Source organism: Psychroflexus sp. MES1-P1E, assembly GCF_002836055.1.
In the GTDB taxonomy this organism is placed as follows: domain Bacteria; phylum Bacteroidota; class Bacteroidia; order Flavobacteriales; family Flavobacteriaceae; genus Psychroflexus.
The window spans coordinates 1-1,205 of sequence record NZ_PJBS01000296.1 but is presented as its reverse complement, the minus strand read 5'-3'; the positions used below and the strand labels follow the sequence as shown (position 1 = coordinate 1,205).

The 1,205-nt window shown below is 31.5% G+C and carries 1 protein-coding gene; it reads left to right on the top strand.

Annotation, left to right across the window (positions count from 1 at the left end; translation table 11 throughout):
- The first annotated feature begins 180 nt into the window (after window positions 1-180).
- Window positions 181-1,191, top strand: coding sequence for a toll/interleukin-1 receptor domain-containing protein (locus CXF67_RS09875; protein WP_102088593.1), 1,011 nt, complete (start codon window positions 181-183; stop codon window positions 1,189-1,191).
- Window positions 1,192-1,205: the final 14 nt, after the last annotated feature.

The window sequence follows — 1,205 nt, the reverse complement described above, 5'->3', positions numbered from 1 at the left end:
ATGTGTCATACGTAATGGCGGGGAAAGTAGTAAATATCAAGGTTTGTAGCTCGCATCAACACTATTTCTGTTTGATGACGAGAAGCCCCGTATTCCGCCACTACGCATACACTTAACGTTAGGCGCAATTTGGACGAGAAACCATAAAAATAGAATTTATCTTCAATCAAATTTAAATTAATGAGTCACAAAACAATATTTCTGTCATATTCTTGGGATAGTCCTGAACACAAAAATTGGGTTCTAAATTTAGCAAACAGGTTAGTAACGAATGGAATTGACGTTATTTTTGATCAATACGACCTTTCTGCTGGTATGGAAATGACATATTTTATGGAGAAAGCAATAACTGCTGACAAAATATTAGTCATTTTAACACCTGAATACAAAAAAAAAGCAGACAAAAGAGAAGGCGGAGCAGGATTTGAGCACTCATTAATTAGCCTAGAATTATATAAAAGTGATCCGATCAAAACAAAAGTAATTCCTGTAATTAGAAATGGAACTAAAGATACGAGTTGTCCTGTATTTATTGAAACAAGAGTTTTTCATGATATGAGAGATGATAAGTTTTTCAATTCAAAATTTTTTGAATTAGTTAAAATTCTATCAGATGAACCTCTAGTAAAAAAACCTAAACTTGGTAAACTACCAGATTTTAATAATGAAATTCCTGATGTTGAAGCTACGATTATTGAGTTTCGAGAAAAGGAGAGGTTCTTAGGAAATAAAAAATCTATAATTGAAAGTGAAGCAGGTGTTGAAAAATTTGAAAAATCAACGAGAGAAATAGTTGAACAAATAGAAAAATCTTTGATTAACTATCGTGAAAATTTTGGTCTTGGATTCCATATTAAAAAAGAAGATCGTCCAATAGGTATATTGTTTTCGACCGTGTACTTTACTTTTTTCTTCCGTACCGAGGGACTTTATTCTAACTCAGCTAATAGCGCAAAAATAATATTAAATTTCTTTAAAGGACCTGTAGGCTTGGATCCTTCAATTGACTACAGCGACAAGCAAGAAGTCATTTATCGAACTAAATATAAATTTGATTTGGATCAAGAAATGAATCCAATATATACTCGTGTTGATAATTCAAATATCTCTTTGAACACAAATGAAGTTGCAACATTCGCCGTTCGAGAATTAATTTTGAATGAAATTAAAAGAAGAAGTAAAAAATTATAAAAAAAACAGCGCCT